21 protein-coding genes are annotated in these 23,984 nt (G+C 52.1%); 8 read left to right on the top strand and 13 right to left on the bottom strand.

Annotation, left to right across the window (positions count from 1 at the left end; translation table 11 throughout):
* Nucleotides 1-92 precede the first annotated feature (92 nt).
* Nucleotides 93-1,031 carry an alpha/beta hydrolase gene (locus HHO50_RS00305; RefSeq protein ID WP_181304010.1) on the top strand — a complete coding sequence of 313 codons (939 nt, stop codon included), beginning with the start codon at nucleotides 93-95 and terminating at the stop codon, nucleotides 1,029-1,031.
* Nucleotides 1,032-1,248: 217 nt separating this feature from the next.
* Nucleotides 1,249-2,334, top strand: a complete 1,086-nt coding sequence (locus HHO50_RS00300) for an acyl-CoA desaturase (RefSeq protein ID WP_181304009.1) — start codon at nucleotides 1,249-1,251, stop codon at nucleotides 2,332-2,334.
* Nucleotides 2,335-2,653: 319 nt separating this feature from the next.
* Here HHO50_RS00300 and HHO50_RS00295 read toward each other — a convergent pair whose 3' ends face one another.
* The 10 genes from HHO50_RS00295 to HHO50_RS00250 all read right to left on the bottom strand — a co-directional run bounded on the left by HHO50_RS00295 (nucleotide 2,654) and on the right by HHO50_RS00250 (nucleotide 11,891).
* A complete protein-coding gene (locus HHO50_RS00295) occupies nucleotides 2,654-3,079 on the bottom strand; it encodes an alpha/beta hydrolase family protein (RefSeq protein ID WP_370457505.1) in 426 nt (141 codons plus the stop codon).
* Nucleotides 3,080-3,604: 525 nt separating this feature from the next.
* On the bottom strand, nucleotides 3,605-3,850 hold the full coding sequence (locus HHO50_RS00290; RefSeq protein ID WP_181304008.1) for a hypothetical protein: 246 nt from the start codon (nucleotides 3,848-3,850) through the stop codon (nucleotides 3,605-3,607).
* Between the two features lie 150 nt (nucleotides 3,851-4,000).
* On the bottom strand, nucleotides 4,001-4,204 hold the full coding sequence (locus tag HHO50_RS00285) for a PIN domain-containing protein (RefSeq protein WP_370457508.1): 204 nt from the start codon (nucleotides 4,202-4,204) through the stop codon (nucleotides 4,001-4,003).
* Nucleotides 4,180-4,455 (bottom strand): PIN domain-containing protein, encoded by a 276-nt coding sequence (locus tag HHO50_RS21465; protein WP_181304006.1) that lies wholly within the window; start codon nucleotides 4,453-4,455, stop codon nucleotides 4,180-4,182. The genes HHO50_RS00285 and HHO50_RS21465 overlap by 25 nt, the downstream gene beginning before the upstream one ends.
* The gene (locus HHO50_RS00275; protein WP_181304005.1) at nucleotides 4,452-4,655 is read right to left on the bottom strand and encodes a hypothetical protein; all 204 of its coding nucleotides are present in this window, start codon (nucleotides 4,653-4,655) and stop codon (nucleotides 4,452-4,454) included. The genes HHO50_RS21465 and HHO50_RS00275 overlap by 4 nt, the downstream gene beginning before the upstream one ends.
* 160 nt (nucleotides 4,656-4,815) lie before the next feature.
* Nucleotides 4,816-5,400, bottom strand: coding sequence for a hypothetical protein (locus HHO50_RS00270; RefSeq protein ID WP_181304004.1), 585 nt, complete (start codon nucleotides 5,398-5,400; stop codon nucleotides 4,816-4,818).
* On the bottom strand, nucleotides 5,394-5,903 hold the full coding sequence (locus HHO50_RS00265) for an RNA polymerase sigma factor (protein WP_181304003.1): 510 nt from the start codon (nucleotides 5,901-5,903) through the stop codon (nucleotides 5,394-5,396). The genes HHO50_RS00270 and HHO50_RS00265 overlap by 7 nt, the downstream gene beginning before the upstream one ends.
* Before the next feature lie 396 nt (nucleotides 5,904-6,299).
* On the bottom strand, nucleotides 6,300-9,065 hold the full coding sequence (locus HHO50_RS21150; RefSeq protein ID WP_181304002.1) for a class I SAM-dependent DNA methyltransferase: 2,766 nt from the start codon (nucleotides 9,063-9,065) through the stop codon (nucleotides 6,300-6,302).
* Between the two features lie 1,048 nt (nucleotides 9,066-10,113).
* On the bottom strand, nucleotides 10,114-11,154 hold the full coding sequence (locus tag HHO50_RS00255) for a low specificity L-threonine aldolase (protein WP_181304001.1): 1,041 nt from the start codon (nucleotides 11,152-11,154) through the stop codon (nucleotides 10,114-10,116).
* 302 nt (nucleotides 11,155-11,456) lie between these two features.
* Nucleotides 11,457-11,891, bottom strand: coding sequence for a hypothetical protein (locus tag HHO50_RS00250; protein WP_181304000.1), 435 nt, complete (start codon nucleotides 11,889-11,891; stop codon nucleotides 11,457-11,459).
* A gap of 642 nt (nucleotides 11,892-12,533) precedes the next feature.
* On the opposite strand from HHO50_RS00250, the gene arsC reads away from it, so the two are divergent.
* The gene (gene arsC, locus HHO50_RS00245; protein ID WP_181303999.1) at nucleotides 12,534-12,875 is read left to right on the top strand and encodes an arsenate reductase (glutaredoxin); all 342 of its coding nucleotides are present in this window, start codon (nucleotides 12,534-12,536) and stop codon (nucleotides 12,873-12,875) included.
* A 471-nt stretch (nucleotides 12,876-13,346) separates the two neighbouring features.
* Nucleotides 13,347-13,661, top strand: coding sequence for a hypothetical protein (locus HHO50_RS00240; RefSeq protein WP_181303998.1), 315 nt, complete (start codon nucleotides 13,347-13,349; stop codon nucleotides 13,659-13,661).
* Nucleotides 13,662-14,417: 756 nt separating this feature from the next.
* Here HHO50_RS00240 and HHO50_RS00235 read toward each other — a convergent pair.
* The 3 genes from HHO50_RS00235 to HHO50_RS00225 form a co-directional block, all read right to left on the bottom strand.
* Nucleotides 14,418-14,615: a CsbD family protein gene (locus HHO50_RS00235; protein WP_181303997.1), complete on the bottom strand. Its 198-nt coding sequence runs from the start codon at nucleotides 14,613-14,615 to the stop codon at nucleotides 14,418-14,420.
* A 163-nt stretch (nucleotides 14,616-14,778) separates the two neighbouring features.
* Nucleotides 14,779-15,855 (bottom strand): J domain-containing protein, encoded by a 1,077-nt coding sequence (locus HHO50_RS00230; RefSeq protein ID WP_181303996.1) that lies wholly within the window; start codon nucleotides 15,853-15,855, stop codon nucleotides 14,779-14,781.
* An 827-nt stretch (nucleotides 15,856-16,682) separates the two neighbouring features.
* Nucleotides 16,683-18,146: an aminoacyl-histidine dipeptidase gene (locus HHO50_RS00225; RefSeq protein ID WP_181303995.1), complete on the bottom strand. Its 1,464-nt coding sequence runs from the start codon at nucleotides 18,144-18,146 to the stop codon at nucleotides 16,683-16,685.
* A gap of 282 nt (nucleotides 18,147-18,428) precedes the next feature.
* On the opposite strand from HHO50_RS00225, the gene HHO50_RS00220 reads away from it, so the two are divergent.
* From HHO50_RS00220 to HHO50_RS00205, 4 genes are all read left to right on the top strand, one after another.
* Nucleotides 18,429-19,379, top strand: a complete 951-nt coding sequence (locus HHO50_RS00220; protein WP_181303994.1) for an NADP-dependent oxidoreductase — start codon at nucleotides 18,429-18,431, stop codon at nucleotides 19,377-19,379.
* Between the two features lie 326 nt (nucleotides 19,380-19,705).
* Nucleotides 19,706-22,000, top strand: coding sequence for a GH92 family glycosyl hydrolase (locus HHO50_RS00215; protein WP_181303993.1), 2,295 nt, complete (start codon nucleotides 19,706-19,708; stop codon nucleotides 21,998-22,000).
* A 566-nt stretch (nucleotides 22,001-22,566) separates the two neighbouring features.
* On the top strand, nucleotides 22,567-23,421 hold the full coding sequence (locus HHO50_RS00210; protein ID WP_181303992.1) for a dienelactone hydrolase family protein: 855 nt from the start codon (nucleotides 22,567-22,569) through the stop codon (nucleotides 23,419-23,421).
* Nucleotides 23,422-23,531: 110 nt separating this feature from the next.
* The gene (locus HHO50_RS00205) at nucleotides 23,532-23,843 is read left to right on the top strand and encodes an antibiotic biosynthesis monooxygenase family protein (RefSeq protein ID WP_181303991.1); all 312 of its coding nucleotides are present in this window, start codon (nucleotides 23,532-23,534) and stop codon (nucleotides 23,841-23,843) included.
* Nucleotides 23,844-23,984: the final 141 nt, after the last annotated feature.

Genomic DNA, 23,984 nt, shown 5'->3' with positions numbered 1-23,984 from the left:
CAGATTTTCTTCGTCTAAACTAATAGAAGCTGTTTTAGGGCTATTTCCCAGGAAATAGCCCCAAAACAGCTTGTCCTTTCTTTGTATTGCCTATGAAAAAGCCCATCATCTTACTGCTCTCGCTGGTTTGCGTGGCATTAACCGGTTTCAGCCAAAACAAACCCATGGAATTGCCGCTGTACGAGGGTAAAATCCCGAACGAGGTGCCCGGTGCCAACCTGGAGAATACGGAGGTTCGGCCAAACAAATCCCTCAGCATTACCAAGGTGCGGCAACCTACGTTGACGGTGTTTCTGCCGGCAAAGGAGAAAGCCAACGGCACGGCGGTGGTCATCTGCCCGGGCGGCGGGTACGCCAAACTTGCCTTCAGCCATGAAGGAACAGATGTGGCGCGGAAATTGGCCGAGCAGGGCGTGGCGGCCTTCGTAGTGAAGTACAGATTACCGGATGCCGCCGTTAGCTCCCAGCCACAGATTGCACCGCTGCAAGATGCCCAGCAGGCACTCTACCTGGTGCGCAAACGCGCGAAGGAATACAACGTCAATCCCCAGCGGGTGGGCATGATGGGCTTCTCGGCGGGCGGGCACTTGGCTTCTACTGCCGGTACGCATTTCACCCAAACCCACATCCAGAACCCCGAGAAACTTTCCCTGCGGCCCGATTTCATGCTGCTGATTTATCCGGTGATCAGCAGTGACCCGGCGGTGTGGCACAAAGGTTCCTTTGACTTGTTGTTGGGCAAAGACGCACCGGCCGAGAAACGCCAGGCTTATTCCAACGACCGGCAAGTGACGCCCCAAACGCCGCCCACGTTTCTGGTGCATGCCTCAGACGATAAAACGGTGCCGGCCCAAAACAGCATTTTATTTTACCAGGCCCTGCTCCAGCATAAAATTCCGGCCGAGTTGCACATTTACCAGAAAGGAGGCCACGGGTTCGGGCTGAACAACGCCACCACGCAAGACCAATGGTTTGAGCGGTGCCTGAATTGGTTGAACAGCAACGGGTTGCTTGCCGCTGCAAAACAATAGCGGGGCATACTGGTCATACTACCATAGGGTTTTGCTTTCCCCTAAAAGTGATGTATCTGTCATGCGGTAAGTACGTATACCTAATTATTATTTGCTGTTTCAGGGGTAACTGAATTAATACGCACGTAGAAAGCGTTATCTTTCCAAGATGTTATGGATTTGATTGACGATTCCCGTTGAGATAGCTCTATAGCCTGTTTTCAACTTAATCGTCCGTATGGCCACACCCAAATTCATAGCACCCTCTACTTCTTTTTACTTTGAGCTGAAGAAGCGTACCAACGCCTATTTTGAAGAAATAGGAAGTCATCCCTCCGGAAACTACAAACTCTACATCAAGGCGGTGGTACTGGTTTCCAGTCTGGTACTTTTATACACGCACCTGGTTTTTTTCACTCCTCCCGCCTGGCTTGCCCTCATGGAATGTATTGTGATGGGCGGTGTGACCGCAGCCATTGGGTTCAACGTGATGCACGATGGCGGGCACGGCAGTTTCAGCAAGAAGAAATGGCTGAACGAACTGGCCGGCTTGTCTTTGAACATGTTGGGCGCCAACATCCACATGTGGACCACCAAGCACAACGTCATTCACCACACCTACACCAACATTGACGGCGTAGACGATGACCTGGACGCCAAACCGTTCCTGCGCCTCTGCGAAAACCAGGAGCACCTGAAAATCCACCGCTACCAGCATTTCTATTTCTGGGGCGCGTACGCCATGCTGTACCTGTACTGGGTTTTCTTCACAGATTACATGAAGTACTTTACCCAGAAAGTAGGCGATATTCCCATCAAGAAAATGACCCGCAAAGACCATCTGTCATTCTGGGCGTTTAAAGGCATGCACTTTGTTTTGTTTGTGCTGCTACCCATCTACACCGTTGGTTTCTTGCCGTGGCTGGTGGGGTTCTTGGTGTACGGCATGTTTACCGGGCTGGTCATGAGCATCGTGTTCCAGTTGGCCCATACCGTGGAGCACGCGCATTTTCCAATCCCTACCCAAACCACCAACCGCATTGAAGACGAGTGGGCGCTGCACCAACTCAAAACCACCGCCAATTTCGCGACCAACAACAAGGTAGTGTCCTGGCTAACCGGCGGCCTGAATTTCCAGATAGAGCACCATCTGTTCCCCAAGATCTCGCACGTGCATTACCCGGCCATCAGCAAGATCATCAAGGAAGCCTGCGCCGAGTTTGGCGTCACGTACCATGAATTTCCGAAGACCAGGAACGCCATCATGTCGCATATCTCGCATCTACGGCAGCTGGCGCTACAGCCGGTGATGGTGCAACGGTAGAGAAGATACTGTTAGTTAAAACAAGAACCCCGCTCTGGTCTACAGAGCGGGGTTCTTGTTTTAGGGCCGTTTTCTAAAAAAAAAGGCGAAAAGGGCCGTTGAGCAGATTGTTCAAGCCGAAAGAGCGTTGTAGGCAGACTGTAGGGGCAATCCTTGTGGTTGCCCTTTTTGGCGTCCTTCTATCCTGCACGAGAAGGGCAACCACAAGGATTGCCCCTACAGTCTGCCGCACCCGTAGAGAAAGGCATGGCCCACATCTGCATTATCTGGGCACGAAACCTGCACCCTTTACTTCGCCTGCAAATACCGCCCAAAAAACTCACAGGTGCGGGTTGTTTCCGGCGCGGGTGATCTCGTGGGGGGCCCGGGGTGACGGACGTATTCTACGGGGCGGTTCAGGACTTTGAGGCTTTTGTAGAGCATTTCGCTTTGAATCACGCCGGTGCGCAGGTAATTCTCGCCGTGGAAGATGATAAGGGGCGTGGTGATGTTCTGGCACGGAGGTCAACGGTGATTCACTTTGGAGGAGGCCTCTGTGGGCCTCTTCCCACGGATAGCCGCCAAAGTAGTTAGGTACCAACCGCCAGGCGTTCCCTTCCCCAAAAAAGGTGCTCAGGTCATACCCGCCGCGCTGCGAACAGGTCGCTTTGACCCGTTTGTCATGGCCCAGAATCCAGAAAACCAGATAGCCGCCGTAAGAACCGCCCGTAATGGCCGTAGCCGCCCGAACCGCGCGGGTTGGCATACACCACGCCGTAGCCTCTGCTGGTGAGCCCTACTCAACCCGTCCCCCCTAAGAAGGCAATTTCTCTTTTTTTTGCGGAATTCCCCTCCTGGGAGCTCCTCTTGTAGGGGAAAAGGAAGTCCCTTCCTTAGCTTGTCCCCCTGACAAGCCAACGTATATAAATTGTAGGCCTGAACGCTTTTCTTCCGTCCTGCCGGGAGACAGGCTGGGGAAGCGGGTTCAGTTTACTGGTGGTTTTGAGAAGGGAGCCGATAAAGGATTTTTGGTGTTGTCACCACAGCCGTCAGGGAAAGGAGGAATGTGTGCGACGTTACAGGGAAACGTCGCTACGGAATACCCGGCCATGTAGCCTCGTTACGCTGTAACGAGGTACTTGTGCAAGGGGAATACGACCTGCCTTTCCTTAGCCAGACGGCTATGGTGATCACACGAACAAGGGCACAAATGAACGCCACTGCCGTTCGCCACCAAGATCTTTCTGGGAGGACAAAGAAAAAGAATGTAGCATTATTTGCGTCTCAGTACTTATGGCCGGCCTTGCTCTATCTGTTGCAGCAACTCTTCATCTGAGGTTTCTTCCAGCCAGTTGCTGGGCAGTTCCAGGCGTACGGTCTGGGCCTGGCCGCTGGGCGTGCAAACCACGGTGACGGTGCCTTGGTTGGTTTCAGAGAGTTCGGCGGCTTTCTCCCCGGCTTTGCCTTGCAGGCCTGCGTAGGCCTGTACGCAAGTCCAGGTGAGGTTCTCTTGATCGGTTACTTCCCGTTGATTCATGTTAAATTAGGGATTAAGAATTAGGAATTAAGAATGGTTTGGGAAGTAACGGATTTAAAAAGGAAAGGGTGAAGGAGAGAGGGCAAACTTTCTTTTTTAGGGCTGATTTTTTGAAAACAGGCCGAAAATGGAATTGCTTCTGTGGTTTAACTATGCACGGGTTTGTTTTCCACTAACAATAAGTTTATACAACTCGTCGGTGGTGATGGCTTTATTCCATTTTTTCTTTTTAAGCCCTTTTAGCAGTTCCTTGTCCCCACTCCAGAATCTTGCCTTTGCATGTTCGGTGAGGGCTACGAACTCGGTGTCATCTATATCTACATCTTTGGTCAAAGCCTCTGCTTTTTGGTAGATTTCTTTGGGAATGAGCTAACGTTGATGAATCTTATTCTGCGCGTGATAATGGAAACCGCCCGTTGTAGTTCTGCGTCTGAATAGTGTGAGATTTTCTTGAGTTTGTCTTTATGTTCTTCAATCTCTGTTAAAAGCTGTTCCGTTGCGTAGAAATTCAGCCGGGATTTTGGTTGAAGGAATATCCGGGCTATTCGGCTGTTGGTATTCAGGATGGCACTAAAGGCAATATTGGTGTCAACAACAATTCTCATAGGCCGGTTTTGGCCTTTGTTTCAGCCCAACGGCCTTTCTTTATTTCCTTCACCAAACTATCAACCTCTTTTTGGGTTGCTTTTGATTTCTTTGACGTTTCTTCAAACTCCAGCAAATCTGCTATGTCCTGCAAATCATCTACGTTGGTAGTGCTGGGCAGCCTAAAGATCACTTCGTCCTCTGTCCTGTCAATCATCATAGCTTTTTTATGGAATATACGCATTTTACCAATATGGTTCCATTGTTCCCTTACCCTTGCAACTAGTTTATGTACTAAGAACACCTAGAAACAGGAAGCCTGTATTTGGGCCGTTTTTCTAAAAACAGCCTGAATACGGGAAACAGCTTAGAAGCAACGCTTATTCTTTCTCCAGCGTGGCAATGGTACGGTCTATTTTGTCTAGCAGCGGTTGCAGTTCTTTCTTGACGGCATGCCGGTTGTGGAAATAGATGAACGCATTGATGGCCATGATAATGGCCAAATGCGTCAACAACCTTCCTGTGCTGGATGGAAAACCCGCGAAATACAGCCCCAAACACACACTAAACGGCAGCAGGTACCAGTACAGCACGCCTTTGAGCAGCTGCACCTGGTGTTGCAGATAGTGGCGGTACTGTAACAGGTACTCTTGCAGCGGGGCCGAGAAGTTCTGTACCCTATGGCGGCGGGCGCGCCTTAACTGGTAGATGATAAGCAGACACCACGGAATGACCAGAGCGGCGCCTAGTTTGGTGAGCGGAAACGGCATGCGCCAAGCCACCAGCCCGAACAGCGGGATCATGAACAGCGCTACCCTCGTTTCCAGGCGATCCCGTTGGCGTATTTTCTGGTCAAGGGCGTTGGCCTCTGCGCCTACTTCCTGCAACAGCAGGTCTTGGTTCAGGCGGATATGGTCTTGCGGAGCGGCGTTCTGCCACAGATCTTTCAGGTCTTGGTCTAGCATGGGGCGGGGCTTAAACAGGTGAACAGTTTCTCTCTGATGCGTTTCATCTTCACGGCCACGTGGTTTTCGGTGAGGCCCGTCACGGCGGCGATGTCTTTGTAGGGCAAATCCTCCAGGTAGAGCAGCACCAGCGACCGGTCTGCGTCATTCAGTTTCTGGATGCAGGCGTGCAGGGCCTGAAGCTGGGCTTCTTTCTCGGGTTCCGGCGGGGCCTCGGGCAGGTTCGCGAACTGGATGCTGTCCAGGGAACGGGTGCGTTTCTGCTGTTTCTGGCTTTTGTGGCGCGCCTGCAAACACACGTTGAGCGTGATGCGGTACACCCAGGTACGTACCTGCGCCTCGCCCCTGAACGTGGGCCACGACTTCCAGACTTGCAGCACCGTCTCCTGGAAAAGATCCTGGGCTTCTATAGGGTCTTGCGCATAAGAGCGGCAGATGCGGTACATCCGTTCTTTGTCGGTTTGCAGCAGTTGCAGGAAAAGCGTCTCTACCTGTGGTTCCATGGGCGGGGCTCTGGCCGGGTTCAACAAGTTAGTGTAGCCCCCAGGGTAAATATGACAGGAAACAGAAAGATTTTTTTTGAAGGACGAAAAAGCGGTTTCGGGCCGGTTTTCTGGAAAGAAGGCTAAAAACCGGAAGCAGGTGCGCCACTGGTGAAACCTCGCAGGCAGCCCACCCTCGCGGGACGCGAGCAAGGGGAGAATTCACCCATCGGAAAGCACGCTTTGGGGATTTCCTACTGCCCGCAGCTGCTTAACCGGCGCAACGGGGATTGATACATCCCCCACAGCGGCAAACCAGCGGCCAGCGGCCCGTGGCCCAAACGCGTCTGAGCGGCGGGCAGGAGAAAAGGCGTTTAGGGGCTGAATTTAAGAAAACAGCCCCTAAACGGAGCTAGGTTACGCTTGGGCCGGGGCAGCTGGTTTTCGGGTTTTCTTGGGTTTCTCTTTCGCAAACAACCCTGCCGTGTACTTCTCATACAGCTCAAACAGGAACTCCATGCGCTTGGCCTCGCTCACAAACGCCTGCGGACGGTAACACAAATCTACGGCTTTGTCCAGGTCTTGGTGGGCTTTCACCAGTTTGGGCGGCATGGTGAGCGGGTCATACAAATCTGCCAACGAACTGCCTTCAAACTCCGCCCGAACCGCCAGCACGTGCTGCGCGGCGGCTTCTACGGCTTTGGTTTGCTTCTCCGAAGGGTTCTCCGGCCAGGGAAAGTTGTTGTAAACGATAGAGTTTGAGTATCTTAGTCTACTTTCTAATTTACCGCAAGTTGAATTAACCCAAACCATATGCATTTTAGATGTTAGAATTCCGAAATGAAAAGTTGTAGCCTCTGGAATAATTTGCAATGTGTTACTTGGTATAATATCTGCATTTAGGAAAGCTATTGGGATATAGGCTCTTTTCTCTGAAGATACTTCTGGAATAGCGATAAAACTTGATGCTGGCTGAGAAATTTGAGCAAATAAAGTAGGTGTCAACGCTTTTTTTCTTGTTGCTTCAGCTGAACTTTCTAATCGCATTTTCTTTACTGCATCAATACGTTTCTTAGTTTCAGGTAATTTTTTCAGCTCTTGTGGCATGATATCTTTCAACCATAAGCAATATCTATAATGACCTTGAATAAAATCATCACCGCTCATAAAAGGTCTAATCCATTTTTCTGCTTCCGGCTCTTGATGAAGAAAAACTTCTTTTTCTTCAATATTCTTGAAAAGAAAGTTGCCTCCATCTGTTGGTTTATTTCCCCATATCATTCTAGGTACATTGCAAATTGGCTCTCTCCGGGTTGGTATAAGAAGATCTTTAGCATCAACTAAATATGGGTTGATATTTTTGGATTTTATTTCATGTGGTTCGCCTTTGATATCCTCATATTCATAAAGTAATTTTTCATCTGTTTCATAATTAGCAAAGCCAATTATAACTACATGGACAGCTGCGTTACCTTTTGCTTCATTACTCCAACTAAAAGTCCGGTGAGCAAAATGAATTTTAATTTTGTACTTATTAATTAATTCGTTCCATAGTAAGCCTATTTGTTCACCCTGCGAAATGGAATTAGTTGATACAAAGGCCGATTTGATTTTTGTGTCTTTTATATATTGAGCTGCTTTTATATACCAAGCAGAGACATAATCTAGAACTCCAAACCCCTTTACCCCAACAAAAACTTTCGCCATATCAGACTTTTGTTGGGCAGACTGCATGTGATGTCCAATAAACGGCGGATTTCCCAGAATGTAGGTGAGTTGGTCTTTGGGCACCACGGTTTCCCAGTCTAGTTGCAGGGCGTTTCCGTGGGTGATGTGGGCAGATTTCTTGAGCGGCAACCGCGCGAAGTACTGCCCGAACTCCTGGCTGATGCGCATGTTCATCTGGTGGTCAATGAGCCACATGGCCACCTCGGCAATGCGCGCCGGAAACTCCTCGTACTCAATGCCATAGACCATGTCCACGTCCAGCCAGATAATGTCGCGCACGTCCAGAATGAGCTGCCCAGATTTGTTCATGGCCCGCAGAATCTCCAGCTCCAGCAAACGCAGTTCGCGGTACGTGATAATGAGAAAGTTGCCGCAGCCGCAGGCCGGGTCAAGGAATTTGAGCGTGCTCAGCTTCTTGTGGAACTCGGGCAGGCGGTTCTTGTTCGTTTTCACGCCCTCAAACTCGCGCCAGAGCTCGTCTAAGAACAGCGGCTTTATGAGTTTGAGAATGTTCTTCTCAGAGGTGTAGTGCGCGCCCAGGTTGCGGCGCTCCTTGGGGTTCATGACGCTCTGGAACAAAGAGCCAAAGATAGCAGGCGAGATCTTGCTCCAGTCCAGGGCGCAGCAGTCCAGCAGCTGTTGCCGCATTTTCAAGTCAAAGGCCGCGGGCGGAAGCGGTTCCTCAAACAGTTTGCCGTTCACGTAGGGGAACTGGTTCAGGGTTTCGTCTATGTTCTTGAGCCGTTTCTCTACCGGCGTGTTCAAGATGTAAAATAGCTGCGCCAGGTGCGCGGCCAGGTCAGAGCCGTCTTCACTGGTTTTCTGCTCAATGTAATCCTGAAAGAGGCGCTTGTCAAAAATGCTGGTGTCCTCGGCGAACAAACAGAACAGCACCCGCACCAGGTACACCTCCAGCACGTGCCCTTCATAGCCAATCTCCTGGAGGCGGTCGTGCAGCTTGCCCATGCGCTCGGCGGCCAGAATGTTCACCGGGTCTTCAGACTTGTAGGTTTTGGTCTGGTAGCCCAGCAGAAACCCGAACAGCTTCACGTTCTTGTACAGGTCTGGTAACCGGAACTCCTGCTGCGTGCCGTCTTCCAGGTCATACAGCCTAAAGTGCTCAAAGTCGCTCACCAGAATGCACTTGGGCAGGTCATACTCTTTGAGGCCCGCAAAATAGTCGGTGGCTTGTTTGTAGGCCTTGTCCAGGTCTTTGCCCCTGCTTTTCATCTCCACCAGCAATACCCCCTTCCAGAGCAGGTCAATGTAGCCGTCTTTCTCGCCCAATTTCTTCACCCGGTGCTCAAACGTAGACACCCGCTTGCTGCTGATGCCAAACACGTTGAAAAACTCCACCAGAAACGGCTTCGCATCGGCCTCTTCCCGCGCCGTGTCCTGCCACTCCTTTGAAAACCGGATGGCCCGGTCTTTTATCTCGTTCCAGCTTAACGCCATATTCTCTTGTCTAGATCTAAGGAGGGAAGATAGCAAATTTCTGCCGATGCTGCGCCTAAGAAACGCCCCGGCCCGCCTCCCCAACGCGTGTGGGTTACCTTGGCCTTTGGCCGAGTGAGAGTACTTTTGCTGCGTTATGGGCCTGTTTTGCGGAAAGCGGGCTGTAAACGGCATTGGCGCAGACACTCATAGGAGCTGCGCGCACTACGAGGTCTTTGATGCTGGCGATATTGCGGAAGCAGGCTGGAATCGCAAAAACCTGTGAGGTCTCCAAGACCTCACAGGTTTAGAATCTACTGGCGCGAGTCTCCCGTTGCGTGCCTTGGGATGAAGCGAGTCTCCAGACTCGCCGGGAACCACCGGCACTAGTGCGTGACACCTTGCTGTTCAAAAGTTCTACCCCCGAACCTGTCTGCTGCGGAGTTTCGCTCCGCCAGGAACCACGGGCAAAAGAAGGGGAGTGGAACTCCCCGGCAGGGTGCTTCCGAAGTGGAACTCCGAAAGGGCTGGAGTAAGTTTCTTTGGTGGGGTTAGGTGGCGGGTTGGTGATGTGAAGTTTGGGGTTGTTTTTGGGAAAAGAAGTAAAAAACGCCCCCCTCGCCTCTGGCGAGCGAGGCGTGAACGGGATGTTGGATTGTTCGCTTGGCTGTTTTCGGATAGTTCTGGCGAAAGGAACGGGTTGCTGTTCGGGAGTTCTACTCCCGAACAGCAAGCAATGATAAGATGCAAGAGTTAGGTAGGCATTTCGTCCCCCTTTGAAGGGGGTAGGGGGATGATTACACGTGCTCATGATGGCGCTCCCGAGAACCACTCTTCCTCGCGTTTGGTGTTTATTTCCGGTTCTTCTTCTGCCCTTGTCATCCCCCTACCCCCTTCAAAGGGGGACGAGATGCGTGGTGTAACCTTTGGAATTGGTGGAGCATTAAGGGGAGAATCACTGTACGTGAATAAAATGCAGGTAATTACTCCTCTCAGACAGAACGCCCGTTTAGGGGCTGTTTTCTGAAAAACAGCCCCTAAACGGGCGTAGATGAATTCTGGCAACCGTTTACTTCGCCTTTTTAGCAAGGGCGGTGGCATCTTGCAGGAACTGGTCTACATACTCGGCTGGCGTGGCCCACGAAGTGATAATCCTGATGGCGGAATACCCTTCCTGCATTTTCTTCCAGACAAAGAACCCGTACGTTTTAGAGAGTTCCTGAATAAGGGCATCGGGGAGAACAGGGAAAATCTGGTTTGTCTCAGATTGGGTTAAGAACGTGAACCCCAACTCCTGCAAACGCTGCGCAATGCGCTGCGCCGACGCGTTCGCATGGGCCCCGAGGTCAAACATTAGGTTGTCACGCAGCAACTCGGCAAACTGAATCCCGAACAGCCTGCCTTTGGCCATAAGGGCACCCCGTTGCTTGATGAAGTATTTGAAGTCTTTCCGGAGCGCCTCATTCCCCATCACAATGGCTTCGCCAATCAAGCCGCCGCACTTGGTGGCACCCAGGTAAAAGATATCGGTGAGCGAGGCGATATCTGCCAGGGTAAGGTCGTTGCTTTGGGCAGATAAGGCCATGGCCAGTCTGGCCCCATCCAGGTACAGCAACAGGTTGTTCTGCCGGCAAAAGTGGGACAGTTCTACCAGTTCCTGCCTATGGTAAATAGTCCCAATCTCGGTGGAGTTGGAGATGTAGACAATTCTGGGTTTTACGGTATGGTACTCCGGAAACTTGTTGATGAGCGGCCTTATATCCTCGGGGCGCAGTTTCCCGTCTGGGGTAGCCACGGTTTCTATTTTGTGCCCGGTCGCTTCAATGGCCCCCGCCTCGTGGTTATTGATATGCCCCGTCTCGGCGCAAATCACCGACTCGTACGATTTCAGGAAGGCGCTCAGCACAATCAGGTTCGCCAGCGTGCCCCCGGCCACCAAATGCACCTCCAGATCTGGCTTCCCGCACAACGCCCTAATGGCGGCCACAGATTCCTGGGAGAATTCATCGTTCCCATAGCCTGGCTGCTGCGTCAGGTTTGAGTCCGTTAACCGTTGCAGAATGTTAGGGTGGCAGCCTTCGCTGTAGTCGTTGGTGAAACTGTAAAGCATACGCGGGTTTTTAAGATACTACTGAACCAGGCCAAAGATACGCCTGAATTCCAACATGCCGCAGGAGAACCACCGTCAACTTGGCAAGCTTTTAAAGGTAAACGCGCCGGCCCTTTCTGATTTACCAATCCGGAAGCACCCCCATTTCACTCGCTCGCCAGAGGCGAGCGAGTGAAATGGGGCAGACGAGAACACGTAACTACCGTGGAACTGGCAAGACCATTTCCCCGTAAAACAACCTTTCCCATGGGCCAAACGGGGGAAAGGCTGCATGGGAAAGGCAGTGGGGAAATATGATTTTGTTAGGCGACGGCTCTGCCCCCTGATCGGGAAGACGAGTGGAAGAGCCAATCAAAGGCGTCTGCCGTGGAATGAAAGAACTGAAGGTCATAACATCCCCCAGAGGTCATCAGGCAGCACTCCAGACTGCGGGCGTGGTGCGGGTCATGGGGCACTACCATGGCCAATTGCTCCACATTTTCCTGGCAAAGAACGGGTATTACTTTATGCGTTAACCAGAGCAAATCCTGGGGCAGCGGATTCCCGCGTTTGCTGTTATCTGAGATCAGTTTTTTAGGCTTGTGCTGCTGAACCGTCTCCAGGAACGCTTGAGTGCCCGCTTTGTATTCTTCCTGGGAGGGGGGCGTGGCCCAGGTTAATTGTAGTATTCGGCTAGCAGCGAAATAGGAGATCTCATACCATGGGGTATGCCGCAGAAGTTTAGGTTCATGTTTCATGGTGGGGGACTTTAATGATTAGAATTAGAATTGCAGCATAAGATGAACTATAAAGAGATGATAGGATAGTATAGGGCGTCTGGCAAATGGTTTACTTATATAATCATGTATTTAAGCCAGACGGGTAAGTATGGTTTTATACTTTATTTCAGGAAAAAAGATAGGTGTTTTGCCATACAAATTTGAAAAAAGCTAAGAGCTTGTTCAAATTTCAGGTTTGCAGGCTCAACTAACCAAAGAAAGGTTCTGCGGAAGCGTTTTTTGAGCAGCGTAGCAGCGCTACGGTGCGACGCAACCGTGAACGCAGGTTCTTTTTATGGTCATTTGCAGCGCAAAGATGAAATTTAAACATGCTCTAAGATCTCTTGGACAACAGGTATGAATTCTTTTAAATAGATAGCGGCTAGGGCGTTGTTTTGCCCGGAAACAAACAAGAAGCACCTTCCGTCTTTTTCTTTTTCACTGGGTTTTGGACTATTCACTGCCAGGAGGGAGGGTGTTGAAGCCAAATAGAGGCTTCCAGTGCTGCCTCCATTCCTTAAGTTGCGCCGGGAGAAATTGCTTGAAAGAAAAGACCATGGCACGGGTCATTGGAAATAAAAGCCTGTATTCCGTCTTTTGTGTTCACATTATTTTTTGTCTATGCTAACCATTTACCACAACAACCGCTGCGGCAAGAGCCGCCAAACCTTAGATCTGCTGCAGAATGCCGGGCAAGAAGTGCAGGTGATCTCCTACCTCACCAATCCGCCGTCTGCGGAAGAACTGAAAGCCGTACTGGCCAAATTACAGGTAGGGCCCCAGGATATCATCAGAAAAGGGGAGCGGCTGTACAAAGAGCAGTACGCCGGCCAACACCTCACCCCAGACGAATGGATACAGGTGCTCGTCCAGAACCCGGTGCTCATAGAACGGCCTATAGTGGTCAATGGAGACAAAGCAGTGATGGGCCGCCCACCCGAAAACGTCTTCTCTATTCTGTAAGGCCAAGCATGAAGGCGGGGCCTTGCTCTGGCGGCAGTACTGGGTTTGGGTTACCCTGGGCAAGCCGGAAATAATGCCAATCTGGGGAACAAACGGCCAGTACGACCCTAGCAGAGCGGCGCAAAAACGGCACCGTTCCATCAAACTACCCCAATCATAAACCCTAACCCAAGGGTATCCAGCAGCGATATCACCGGAGTGAACCCTCAAGCGGCCTTGCGCGGGCTTTCATAGTTGGGCTCTAGTTTACAGATTGGGCAATAAAAACAGAAATCAGGCAAAAACGGTAAGTGCGTTTTAACCCCTGAAAAGCCGGCTTCAACCTCTTTCTAAGTACGGAGGAAAACAATTCACCGAGGAATACCAGAGGTTCGGCGGGCAAAGGTTCTGCTCGGGCTAATAACCAAGAGGGAAAATGTTTAAAAGATCATATTTGCCTAATCGCTGAAAAAGGATAGATAACCTTAGAATATGAAAAAATACATTTTAGCTCTTGCACTTTCCTTCTCTTTTGTTAGTATTTCAGTAGCAGATACAACGCCAACTCCTACGGAAACCGCCCGCGGAATTGTCAATGCGTTACAACTGAACGAAGCGCAATACCTCAGAATCAAAAACCTGATTACTGTTAGAATGGAAGAATTAAGAAGCGGCAAAACAGAGGTAACTGCCGTTGATGAGAAGTTTACAGCAGCCCTGCTTCAGCTATTGAATGCGGAGCAGCAGAAAACGTATCAGGCCTTTGTTAAAGCGCACCCGCTGCCGCAAATAGCACAGGCGAAATAACTAGCCTTACGGCTCAATTCAGCAGACCTGCTTCTCAAAAGGGCAGGCTTTTCTTTTTATGCCATCATGAACGTGACTGGGGATTGAGCGGTTCACTTAGCCGAAGAAGTGCCGTTTCCTCGTCCTGATTCTCCTGAACTACCCGCGGTCTTTTATTGCATTTCGTCCCCCTTTGAAGGCCTAGGATGATTTCTCGTGCTGATCAGGCATTCCCGAGAATCATCTTTATACTTCCATGTATCTGCAGATAGTTCTTCAACCGCCTTTGTCATCCCCCTACCCCCTTCAAAGGGGGACGAAATGCGTGCCTGATGGGGAGCCCCAAAACGGGGCTGGTACAAAGGAGGGAAAGGACAGCTTGACCCGCTTTTCTCCCGTTCTGTCGGGGGACAGGCCAGGGAAGCGGGGTTCAGCGTTTTGGGCCCGTTTTCCGCAAAACAGGCCCAAAACGCGCAAAACACCATCCCCGCTCTTTCAAGTTCCCTACAAGATTAGCCTCTGAGGGGTAGGGGTGGTAGTGTTCAATATCGTGAGTAAATAGCAACTTTGAGTTAGTTAATCTAGTTAGATGCTTCTGTGCGGCATTTGTGGCTCCTCTATTCCTCTTGCAATGCCCAAGTTCACGTGGGCATACGCAAACACGATCTGCTTGGGGAATCCTGACAGTATAGAAAGATAGAAGGGAAGGGCCTAAAAAAAGAAATCCCCCCTCTACCGAACAGGCCGAGTTGGGGATTCAACTTAAAAAGAAAAGTCTTACAGGGAGTTCAACCAGGTTTTGAGTTCATGTTCAGTCTTCCCCAGTTTCTGCTGGAGCTTTCCAATCCACTTGTCTTCCTGACCTTCGTCATACGTTAGATCGTCGTCTGTGAGGTCTGCGTAGGCCATCTTCATTTTGCCTTTTAGCTCGTTCCAGGTACCTCTTGATCTATATTCTGCTTCGTGCGTGCTCATATATGTCTATGGTTAGATATAGGAATGTAAGTATATACGTAGCCGCGCGTTTCAGGTTATTTTAAAACCAGAATCCTGCGGGGGAAGACAGCCGCTTTCTAGGGTGAAAAATCAAAAGAGCTTGTTAAACAGGAAGTTGTTTTTTGCATTTTTTTCAGGGGCACTAACTTTTTAAGTTTTTTAGGAATTCCCGCAGGGCAGCGGGGTCTTTGAAATCAGTTAAGGCGTAGTCCAGGTGCTGTATTTCCTCGCGGAGTCCTTTTTTGGCGCTCCTGAACTTGGTTTCCATCTGCTTAGACGTGCCGCCGAATTCACTGTAAAGCTGCGCATCTGGGCCCATGTAGTAGCTGCTGTGCTCGTCTTCCATTTCCTGGATCTGTTCCTGCAACAGGTGCACGTAATAGGTTAGTTGGTCTTCGGGCACTTGCTGCAACAACTGCTCCTGTTCGTGCATGAACTCCATCTGGAGGCGCAGTAATTCAAAGAAATCGTCCTGGTGGTAGGCGATGGTCACCTTCTTCATGGCCTCTTCCTTCCAGATACGGGCAGTGGCGTCCCTTTCCCTGTCGGGGTGCAGGAGTTTGGCCAGGGTGGTATACAAACGGCGGCTGGCCTTGCTGATGTTCTGGAGTTGGGCCTTCAGTTTGGCTTCTTTGGCCTGCTGCGCCTTTGATTTCTGCCGATGCGCCCGTTGGGCTTCCCGTCTCTCTTGTTCTGCCTGCATCTGCTGTTCCAGCCTGGCCTGAAACGCCTCCAGATTAGAAAGGTCTTCCAGGTTTACGTCTAGCCCCAGCACGTTTTTGAGCAGGTTTCGGGTTTCGGCCTTGGTAGCAGTTGCCGTATTTTCTGCTATTGGCGCAGGGGGTGTGTACCGTTGCCAAAGTTCGGTCAGTTCCTCCGCGCCATAGTGATGTACAAGGGATGTCGCCTGTTCTTTTATAAAAGAGGCCAGTTTTTCCTTCTCCAGTTTCTGAACGTTCTCCTGTAGGTAAGCTTGGTCTAAGAGTTGCACCAAGGCCACCCGCCGTTTCACCATTTCCCGCACCAAGGGCTGAATTTCCTTCTGCACCCGCGCCCGCGCCACTTCTATGATACGCGCCCGCTCCGCCAGTTGCGACTTGAGTTGGTCAATGGTCTGGATGCTGGCATTGAACTGTTGCTGTAGCTGTGACAGAGAGACTTTGGCCTGCGGGGTGAATTGGGGGAGATGGTTGAACTCAGGGTTTCCGGTTGGTGACATAGGACTTAAGTAGATGCTTTTTGATTGGTGGTTGGTGGGAATGGCTTTTGCTGATGCTTTGGAGGAGCGGTCTTTTGCGTTAGTTATGCGCTGTGCTGTTTCATTTTTTCTCTCCGTGCGCTCACGGCCGCGGGGCCCCGCCTTCCGCCCTCAAGCAAAAGGCTGGAACTGGTGCGTTTAGGAAGAGCTATTACGGCTTGAGCTAGCGAACCACCCCTGCCCCTCTTCCCACCTAAACTTATAGGGAAAATCTCTTTCCTTCCTGTTCGGGAGTTCTACCCCCCGAACCTGCCTGCTGTGGAGTTCCCCTCCGCCGGGAGCCACGGGCAAAAGAAGGGGAGTGGAACTCCCCGGCAGCAAGCTTCCGGAGTGGAACTCCGAAAGAGCGGTTTGACTCTCTGAAATCTTTTGGAAATAGAAATAAATAACCGTTCATTTTTCCATACAAGATGAGCCTTAGCCAAGGAGAGAAGCCTGCCCAAGGCGTACTGCTTTTGGCGTACTGCTGCCCTATGGCCCGGATGTACTTCCGTGACTTGTTCTTTTGTGTAAGTCACGGAAGTACATCTGCGCCATACAAACCCTGTTACCTGCTCTCCATTTAATCTCCCAATAGCGTCTGCCAAGCAGAGACTTTCCCTTTGAAGGGGGCGAAGGGGATGTTCACACCAGCAGGGCCACGCATTTCAAGACTACAGGCACAGACGCCCGCCGGTCTACCAGACGCTACGAGGTCATTGGGGCCGCCGTAAAGCGGCAGGCAAAAACTCCCCTCCTAATTTAGGACGGGTGCCCAAAGGGCGGGGTGGTTACTGGTGCGTTCCCGCTTAAGCCTTTACCGGAATCTGCTTCAGCGTCTCCAGCAGGAAACCCCAGAACTTCTGTACGGAACTGATCTGTACTTTCTCATCTGGCGAGTGCGCTCCGGTAATGTTTGGGCCGAAGGAGATCATTTCCAGTTGGGGGTAGTGGGTGCCCAGAATTCCGCATTCCAAGCCGGCGTGGCAGGCGTTCACGTGGGGCGTTTCCTGGAACAGCTCACGGTAGAGGTTGGTCATGGTTTTGACAATGGTGGCATCTGGGTTGGGTGTCCAGCCGGGGTAGGCGCCTTTCTGGGTGACGCTGGCACCCACCAGTTCAAAGGTGCTCTGGATAGCCTGGGCCAGATCAGACTTTTCGGTATCTACCGAAGAGCGGGTGAGGCACTGAATGCTGTAGGTGCCGTCTTTCACCTGCACCCGGGCCAGGTTGTTTGACGTCTGCACCAGCCCCGCTATGGCCGGGCTCATGCGGTAAATGCCGTTGGGGCAGGCATAGAGCGCGCGCAACAACTGGTTCTGGAAATCATAGGAGATGGCGGCCTCCGGTAAATCAGCAGGCTCGGCCAGCAGTTGCAGGTTGGGATCTGTCTGGGCGTATTCGCTTTGCAGGATTTCGGCCTGTTTTAGCAAAAACTGCTCAAAAACGTCGGCTCTGGCTTCCGGGACGGCAATCTCGGCAAACGACTCGCGGGGGATGGCGTTGCGCAGGCTGCCCCCGTCTATGCTGTGCACCCGGGCGTTGAATTTATCGGCGGCCTGGTACAGGATGCGGTTCATGAGTTTATTCGCGTTGGCCCGGCCCCGGTGAATGTCCATACCCGAGTGTCCGCCGGTGAGGCCCGTAATGCTTAAGCGGTAGGCGGCAAAGTCAAACGGGATGTTCTCTTCGCTGTAAGAACCGGCGGCGGTCACGTCCACGCCGCCCGCGCAGCCAATGGTGAGTTCGCGGTCATCCTCGGTATCCAAATTCAGCAGAATGCTGCCTTTGAGCAGGCCACCTTTCAGGCCCATGGCCCCGGTCATGCCGGTTTCCTCGTCAATGGTGAACAGCAGTTCCAGCGGCGGGTGCGCAATGTCACGGGAAACAAGCAGGGCCATCATGGTGGCTACGCCAATGCCGTTGTCGGCGCCCAGGGTAGTGCCTTTCGCTTTGACAAAATCGCCGTCCACGTACATGTCAATGCCCTGGCTGTTGAAATCGAACTCTGTGTCGGCGTTTTTCTGGTGCACCATGTCCAGGTGGCTTTGCAGGATGACGGTCTGGCGGTCTTCCATGCCCGGTGAGGCGGCTTTCCGGATGATGACGTTGCCCATCTCGTCGGTGATGGTGTCAAAGCCCTGGCTGTTGCCGAAGTCCTGGATGAACTTGATCACGCGTTCTTCTTTTTTGGACGGACGGGGCACGGAGTTCAGCGCCGCGAAATTCTGCCACAGGGCTTTCGGTTCTAAAGATTCTATCTGAGTGCTCATAATAACTCGTTGGGGTTTGCCCCCAGGAAAAAACCAAAGGCTTTCCTGCCGGGCGGTTGGGAGTACTTATTGCTAAGGTAAAGGTAGTAAACTGAACGGACTACCGGTGTGTAGGTTCAGGAAAACTGAAACGGGTTTTAGGCTCGTTTTCTTAAAATCAGGCCCAAAACAAGCTTTGAAAGTAGACAGACGCTTGCTGACCCATGGCGCTTCTGGCTAAACAAGTTTCTGGTTTATAAGTACACAAGATAGCATTGTGTGTACATTTAAACGAAGTGTCTTATGGCAAAACAGATGAAAGCGGCTTTTTACGACGAGTTTGGCGGGCCAGAAAAAATAAAGACTGGTGAATTGCCCATCCCTGATCTACAGGAAGGAGAGGTGCTGGTGCGCGTGAAAGCGGCGGGCGTAAACCCCGTAGATAATGCCGTGCTGGCAGGTTGGTTAAGCGGGAACATTCCGGTTCAGTTTCCGGCTATACCAGGGTGGGACGTGGCCGGGGTGGTGGAAGGCCGCGGCTTCAGTGCCCGTAGGTTCAACGTGGGGGACGAAGTGTACGCCTATGCCCGCAGACCCACCGTACAACACGGCACCTTCGCCGAGTACCTGGTGATTCCGGAAAGCTATCTGGCGCATCGGCCTAAAAACCTGTCTTGGGAAGAGACTGCCGGTATTCCGTTGGTGGGCCTCACGGCGTACCAGGCCATGTTTGATGCCGGACAGCTGCAAGCTGGTCAGACGGTTCTGATTTTAGGCGCTTCGGGGGGAATAGGCAATTTAGGCATCCAGTTGGCCAAGTGGAAAGGGGCCACGGTCATCGGCGTAGCCAGCCAGAGAAACCACGCGTTCATGAAAGAGCTAGGGGCAGACCACACGATTGATTACACCGGCACCCACGTGGGCGAAGCCGTGAAAGCCCTCTTTCCCGGCGGCGTAGACTTCATCTTTGACGCCGCCAGCGGCGAAACTCTGCAGCAAAGCCTATTGGCCCTGAAGCCGGGTGGCAAACTGGTTTCTATTCTGAACACCGGAGAGGACGTAGACAAGAGCATTGACTTCCAGTACGTGTTTGTGGAGCCCAACTCCACTGAACTGGAACACTTGCGGGAGCTAGCCGAGGCTGGTATCTTGAAAGTGCACGTGAGCGAGCAATACTCCCTTGACCAAGCCGCCGAAGCCCTGACGCAGATTGCCAGCCACCATACCAAAGGCAAAATTGTGGTGGTGCCGTAAGGAATTGAATAAATAATGTAGGGGCAATCCCTTGTGGTTGCCCTACACGTTTTGCCCGGTCACGTTATCTGCAATCCCAGGACAGGTCGCGACCTATCCGTACATTTTCTGGAAAATAGCAGGGGAATGGAAAAGGGCAACCACCAGGGTTGCCCCTACATTATCTGGTTTTATTCCCCTCCTGGGAGGGGTAGGGGTGGGTTAAACCGGAGTGATACAATTATCCAGTCTGTACATCGCAACATGCGGTAACTCATAGAGCCTTTCGGATTTAGGGGACGGTTCCTTATCTTTCAGTTTGCTAACTGCCTTCCTTGCCAAGCACCATGAGAAATCTTTTGCTCCTCATATTTCTTTTCTGCCAGCTAAGCGCCTTCTCCCAAAAACCGAAGTATGACTTAGTCCGCTGGGTAAACCCGATGATCGGGACGCACAAGATGGGCCACACGTACCCCGGCGCCACGGCCCCCTTCGGGATGGTGCAGCTCTCCCCCGATACCGATACCATTCCCTATGAGGTGAACGGCGGCTACAACAAAGACGTGTACAAATACTGTGCGGGCTACCAGTACGATGACCCTACCATCGTGGGCTTCAGCCACACGCACTTCAGCGGCACCGGCCACTCAGATCTCGGCGATTTCCTGCTCATGCCCACCACCGGCAAACTGCAACTGAACCCCGGCACTGAGGCCAAGCCGGAAAGCGGCTACCGGTCCAAGTTCTCGCATACCAACGAACGCGCGGAGCCGGCCTACTACCGCGTGCAACTGGACGACCACAATATTCAAGCGGAGCTCACGGCCACCAACCGCGTGGGCATGCACCAGTACACGTTCCCCCAATCAGATGAGGCGCACATCATCCTAGACCTGATGCACGGCATCTACAACTACGAAGACAAAAACACCTGGGTCTTCCTGCGCATTGAGAACGATACCTTGGTTACCGGTTACCGCCAGACCAACGGCTGGGCCCGCACCCGCACCGTGTACTTTGCCATGTCGTTTTCGAAGCCTTTTTCCCAATACGGCAACAAAGACTACTCCAAGGCGCAGGTGTACCGCGGCTTCTGGCGCAAGTTTGACCAGACCAAGAACTTCCCTGAGATGGCCGGCAAACAGCTGCGCGCTTATTTCGATTTCAAGACCACCGAAGGGGAGAAGATCAAGGTGAAATTCGCGTTGTCACCGGTGAGCACCCAGGGTGCGGTGGCCAACATGCGCGCCGAGATTCCGCACTGGGACTTTGACCGCGTGAAAGACGAAAGTCAGGCCCAATGGAACCAGGAACTGGGCAAAGTGCGCGCCACCCTGCCCACCAAAGACGATTACATCAACTTCTACACCGCGCTGTACCACACTTTCCTGGGCCCCACCACTTACATGGACGTGACCGGTCAGTACCGCGGCCTTGACCAGAACAACCACCAGGCGCAGGGCTTCACTAATTACACCACCTTCTCCCTCTGGGATACGTACCGCGCCCTGCACCCTTGGTTCAACGTGGTGCAGCCCAAACGCAATGCTGATATGGTGGAGTCCATGCTGGCGCACTATGACCAGAGCGTGCACCACATGCTGCCCGTCTGGTCGCACCACGCCAACGAGAACTGGTGCATGATTGGCTACCACAGCGTGTCAGTAATTGCAGATGCCATCATGAAAGGCACCTACCCCGGCAATGCCAACCGCGCGCTGGATGCCTGCGTGGCCACCGCCCGGCAAGGCTATTATGATGGCCTCAACTTCTACATGCAACTAGGCTACGTGCCCGAAGACAAGAACAGTTCCTCGGTTTCTAAAACGCTGGAGTACGCCTATGACGATTGGTGCATCGCGCAGGTAGCGCAGAAACTGAACCGCCAGGACATTTACCAGGAGTTCAGCAAACGGGCCCAGAACTGGAAGAATGTATATGATAAAAGCATCGGGTACATGCGGCCCAAGTTGAGTGACGGCACGTTCAAAAAAGAGTTTGATGTGCTCAGCACCCACAACCAGGGCTTCATTGAGGGCAACGCCTGGAACTACAGCCTTTACGTGCCCCATGCTCCGGCGGAGATGATACAGACCATGGGCGGAAACGCCAAGTTTGTGCCCCACCTGGATTCGCTTTTCACGATGCACCTGCCCGATGAATTCTTCAAAGACACCGAGGACATCACCCGCGAAGGCATCATCGGGAACTACGTGCATGGCAACGAGCCCGCCCACCACGTGGCCTACCTTTACAACTGGACAGACCAACCCTGGAAAACCCAGGAACGCGTGCGCATGATTCTCAAAAAGCAGTACCAAGCCACCCCAGACGGTCTGGGTGGCAACGACGACTGCGGCCAGATGAGTGCCTGGTACCTGTTCAGTTCCCTCGGTTTCTATCCGGTAGCACCCGGCTCGGAGCAATATGCCTTGGGCAGTCCGGCGGTGAAAGAAGCGACTATTGCGCTGGAGAACGGAAAATCCTTTGTTATTGAAGCCAAAAACCAGAGCGAAAAAAACGTGTACGTGCAGAAGGTGGAGCTGAACGGGAAAGTCCTGACCCAGCCTGTCCTCAACCACTCTGACCTGGTAAAAGGCGGCAAGCTGACATTCTATATGAGCAGCAAGCCGAAGAAGTAGAAAGCATTTTAGAGACAATTCTATGGAGCGTTTTAGGTCAGTTTTCTCAAAAACTGGCCTAAAACGCTTCTTTATTTAAGACCTCTGGCGCGAGTTTTCAAACTCGTGACTGTGGATGAAGCGAGTCTCCAGACTCGCCGGGAGCCAAGATGAATTATTGCTGTGCGTAGAGTTAGCGGCCGCGCTCTACGCACCAAAGGACAGCCAATCTCCTGATTGGCGAAAAGGGAAGGCAACCGGCACAGACGCTCGCAGGTCTTCCAGACGCTACGAGGTCTTTGGGGCAAACGGCATAGCGGCGCTAGGCAGAAAAACTCCTAAAACAGGAGGGGTGCCGGAGGGCGAGGTGGTTGAAAGGCCATCGTTGGAGTAGAGGCCGTTGATGACCAGCAATGTGTATGTCGCTGCTCTTGCAGCGAGGGTAATCAGAGAGTACCCGTTATCTTAAGACGCGCGCCAGTGCGGCAGAATCTGTTTTAAGGCTGTTTTTTGAAAAAGTGGTCTAAAACAAGATATTTTTCCTAACTTCTATCCTCTGAAAAGCCAACTGCAAACAAACCAAACCCATGGATCAGCGCATCATCAACTTGTTTGACGAGTACACCCACGTTCCACTCAGCCGAAAGGAGTTTATCACCAGATTAGCCAAACTGACGGGCAGCCTCACCTTGGCCATGTCACTCCTGCCCATGCTGGAGAACAATTATGCCCAGGCGGCTACGGTAGAAGGCAAAGACATCAGCTCTGAAGACATCACGTATCCCGGAGCTGAGGGGGTGACCATGAAAGCATTTCAGGCGCAGCCTAAGAAAGGGAAGAAACTGGGCACCGTGATGGTGATCCATGAGAACCGCGGATTGAACCCGCACATCAGAGACGTGACCATGCGGGTGGCGCAGGCGGGGTATTTGGCCATCGCGCCAGATGCGTTGTCGCCCATGGGCGGAACCCCTGCCAATGAAGATGAGGCCAGAGGGTTGTTTGCCAAGCTGGATGCCCAGAAAAACCTACAGAACTTCTTGAAAGGGCTGGCCTATTTGCAGAAGCACCCCAACGGCAACGGCAAAACCGGCGCGGTAGGGTTCTGTTGGGGCGGCGCGCTGGTGGGGCAATTAGCGGTGCATTCGCCGGAGTTGGATGCGGCGGTGGCCTACTATGGCCGCCAGCCGGAAGCGGCAGATGTAGCCAAAATCAAAGCCGAGATGCTGCTGCATTACGGTGGCCTGGACGAGCGGGTGAACGCGGGCATTCCGGCGTTTGAGCAGGCCTTGGAAGCGGCTAAGGTGAAGTACCACCTCTACGTGTATGAAGGTGCCAACCATGCCTTCAGCAACAACACTTCCCCGGCGCGTTACAACGAGGCCGCCGCAAGCCTTGCCTGGCAGCGCACCTTAGGTTTGTTCGGCCGTAAATTGAAATAGAGAGGGTACAGGGCAGCGAAGTGCATTTTTTGCTCGTAAATGGGGTGGAGCAGAAGTAGTAAGACACCTTCTTTTATCTTTGCCCACCATGCGTTTTAAATAGAAGAAACATGACTACCTACGTTGTGAATGCCAGTTTTGAGGCAGACAAAGAACATGAAGCGTACCTGGCAAAGAAGTGCCAGCATGATTACGAAGAAAGCCGGGGTGCCGCCGGGCTGATTTCCTTTGACATCTGGCGGCGCGAACATTCGGGCAGGGTAGAGTATGTGCTGGTTTCCAAGTGGAGCGGTAAAGATGATTTCAAGGCCTGGATTTCCCGACCAGACCACGTGCAGGGGCACAAAGAGCAGCGCCAAACCAAAGACCAGGAGAGACCGAAACTCACCAAGAAGCTAACCTATTTTGAGGGTGTTTTGTAGAAATCGGCCGTAAAACGGCTACCAGAACACTTGCCTTGCTGCATCAAACAGAAGCTCCTCTTCCTGAACTCAATCAATGAGCCCGGGAAGGGGAGCTTTGGGGTTATACCCACCAGTATTTACCTGCTTCCATTGGTTTTC

Origin of the sequence: Rufibacter sp. XAAS-G3-1 (assembly GCF_013623775.1) — a bacterium.
GTDB lineage: Bacteria > Bacteroidota > Bacteroidia > Cytophagales > Hymenobacteraceae > Nibribacter.
The sequence above is the reverse complement of the archived record's forward strand: the minus strand, read 5'-3'. Positions and strand labels throughout refer to the sequence as shown.

Bases quoted from the DNA above. Each gene is read 5' to 3' on its own strand.
- HHO50_RS00305 (WP_181304010.1), top strand. From the start codon at position 93: ATGAAAAAGCCCATCATCTTACTGCTCTCGCTGGTTTGCGTGGCATTA.
- HHO50_RS00300 (WP_181304009.1), top strand. From the start codon at position 1,249: ATGGCCACACCCAAATTCATAGCACCCTCTACTTCTTTTTACTTTGAG.
- HHO50_RS00295 (WP_370457505.1), bottom strand. From the start codon at position 3,079: ATGCCAACCCGCGCGGTTCGGGCGGCTACGGCCATTACGGGCGGTTCT.
- HHO50_RS00290 (WP_181304008.1), bottom strand. From the start codon at position 3,850: ATGAATCAACGGGAAGTAACCGATCAAGAGAACCTCACCTGGACTTGC.
- HHO50_RS21465 (WP_181304006.1), bottom strand. From the start codon at position 4,455: ATGAGAATTGTTGTTGACACCAATATTGCCTTTAGTGCCATCCTGAAT.
- HHO50_RS00275 (WP_181304005.1), bottom strand. From the start codon at position 4,655: ATGATGATTGACAGGACAGAGGACGAAGTGATCTTTAGGCTGCCCAGC.
- HHO50_RS00270 (WP_181304004.1), bottom strand. From the start codon at position 5,400: ATGCTAGACCAAGACCTGAAAGATCTGTGGCAGAACGCCGCTCCGCAA.
- HHO50_RS00265 (WP_181304003.1), bottom strand. From the start codon at position 5,903: ATGGAACCACAGGTAGAGACGCTTTTCCTGCAACTGCTGCAAACCGAC.
- HHO50_RS21150 (WP_181304002.1), bottom strand. From the start codon at position 9,065: ATGGCGTTAAGCTGGAACGAGATAAAAGACCGGGCCATCCGGTTTTCA.
- HHO50_RS00255 (WP_181304001.1), bottom strand. From the start codon at position 11,154: ATGCTTTACAGTTTCACCAACGACTACAGCGAAGGCTGCCACCCTAAC.
- HHO50_RS00250 (WP_181304000.1), bottom strand. From the start codon at position 11,891: ATGAAACATGAACCTAAACTTCTGCGGCATACCCCATGGTATGAGATC.
- arsC (WP_181303999.1), top strand. From the start codon at position 12,534: ATGCTAACCATTTACCACAACAACCGCTGCGGCAAGAGCCGCCAAACC.
- HHO50_RS00240 (WP_181303998.1), top strand. From the start codon at position 13,347: ATGAAAAAATACATTTTAGCTCTTGCACTTTCCTTCTCTTTTGTTAGT.
- HHO50_RS00235 (WP_181303997.1), bottom strand. From the start codon at position 14,615: ATGAGCACGCACGAAGCAGAATATAGATCAAGAGGTACCTGGAACGAG.
- HHO50_RS00230 (WP_181303996.1), bottom strand. From the start codon at position 15,855: ATGTCACCAACCGGAAACCCTGAGTTCAACCATCTCCCCCAATTCACC.
- HHO50_RS00225 (WP_181303995.1), bottom strand. From the start codon at position 18,146: ATGAGCACTCAGATAGAATCTTTAGAACCGAAAGCCCTGTGGCAGAAT.
- HHO50_RS00220 (WP_181303994.1), top strand. From the start codon at position 18,429: ATGGCAAAACAGATGAAAGCGGCTTTTTACGACGAGTTTGGCGGGCCA.
- HHO50_RS00215 (WP_181303993.1), top strand. From the start codon at position 19,706: ATGAGAAATCTTTTGCTCCTCATATTTCTTTTCTGCCAGCTAAGCGCC.
- HHO50_RS00210 (WP_181303992.1), top strand. From the start codon at position 22,567: ATGGATCAGCGCATCATCAACTTGTTTGACGAGTACACCCACGTTCCA.
- HHO50_RS00205 (WP_181303991.1), top strand. From the start codon at position 23,532: ATGACTACCTACGTTGTGAATGCCAGTTTTGAGGCAGACAAAGAACAT.